General features: G+C 73.9%; 1 protein-coding gene. It reads left to right on the plus strand.

The genetic code is table 11. The features are described 5' to 3' along the window. Nucleotides 1-288: 288 nt before the first annotated feature. Nucleotides 289-1,470 (plus strand): DEAD/DEAH box helicase (locus tag E3O49_RS04615; protein WP_134451062.1); only part of this gene is annotated, 1,182 nt, incomplete at its 3' end.

Raw genomic sequence — 1,470 nt, forward strand, 5'->3', positions numbered from 1 at the left:
CCGCCCGCTCGCCGGCCCGCTCGCCCGCCCGCCGGCCCGCTCGCTCGCCCGCCGGCCCGCTCGCCCGCTCCGCCCGCTCGTTCGCTCGTTCGATCGCCCGCTCGCTCGTCGCGCCCCTGCCCTGAACCAATTCGACGGAGATTTTGCCGAAAACGGGCCAAAACGGGCCGAATCCCGTCTGTAAGAGCAGTATCTCCGTCGAATTGGTTCCAAGCGGGGCGCGGGGCGTTGAGACCAGGAGTCTGCCCCCATCTGGGAGTTGTCAGCCCGATCAGGGAAGATGGTGCCATGAGTGAGGTGCTGCACCGATTCTCGCCGGCCACCCGAGCGTGGTTCGGCGAGGCCTTCGCCGCGCCCACCGAGGCGCAGCTCGAAGCGTGGGACGCCATCTCCCGCGGCTCCCACGCGCTGGTCGTCGCCCCGACCGGTTCGGGCAAGACCCTCGCAGCCTTCCTCTGGGCCATCGACCGCCTGGCCACCGAGCGCCCGGCCGCCGATCCCACAGCCACCGCCCGCACAGCCACCGCCCGCACAGCCACCGATCGCACGGCCCCGGGCCCCACGGCGACGGATGCCGGCAGCCCGGCCGACACGGCCCTCCCGCGCACCCGCGTGCTCTATATCTCGCCGCTCAAGGCCCTCGGCGTCGACGTCGAACGCAACCTGCACGCCCCGCTCGTCGGCATCACGCAGGCGGCCCGCCGGCTCGGCTTCGACCCGCCCCACGTCAGCGTCGGAGTGCGCTCGGGAGACACCCCCGCGAACGAGCGCCGCAGCCTCGTGAAGACGCCCCCGGACATCCTGATCACCACCCCGGAATCGCTGTTCCTCATGCTCACGTCCGCGGCGCGGGAGTCCCTGCGCGGCGTCGACACCGTCATCATCGACGAGGTGCACGCCGTGGCGGCCAGCAAGCGCGGCGCCCACCTGGCCGTCTCCCTGGAGCGCCTCGACGACCTGCTGGCCCGGCCGGCCCAGCGGATCGGGCTGTCCGCGACCGTGCGCCCGGCCAGCGAGGTGGCCCGGTTCCTCGGCGGGTCTGCGGCGGTCGAGATCGTGGCGCCGGCCGCCGGCAAACGGTTCGACCTGAGCGTGGTGGTGCCCGTCGACGACATGAGCCAGGTCGGACCGGTGCCGGTGCGTGAGGGGTCCACCGCCGCGGCCGCCCCGCAGACCGGGTCGATCTGGCCGCACGTCGAGGAAGCCATCGTCGACCAGGTGCTCGCGCACACCTCGTCGATCGTGTTCGCGAACTCGCGGCGGCTGGCCGAACGCCTGACCGCCCGCTTCAACGAGATCTACGCCCAGCGTCTGGAGGACGCGGCCCTGCCCGAACTGGTCGGCGTCGCAACCGCCGGAGTGGCGACGGTCGCGGGGACATCCGTGGCCCCAGTCCCCGCAGGGCAGTCCGAGCCCGCCGGCCCGCCCGCCGGCCCGCCCGCCGGCCCGCCCGCCGCCGCAACCGCCGCC

It is taken from the genome of Cryobacterium shii, assembly GCF_004402595.1.
Taxonomy (GTDB): domain Bacteria; phylum Actinomycetota; class Actinomycetes; order Actinomycetales; family Microbacteriaceae; genus Cryobacterium; species Cryobacterium shii.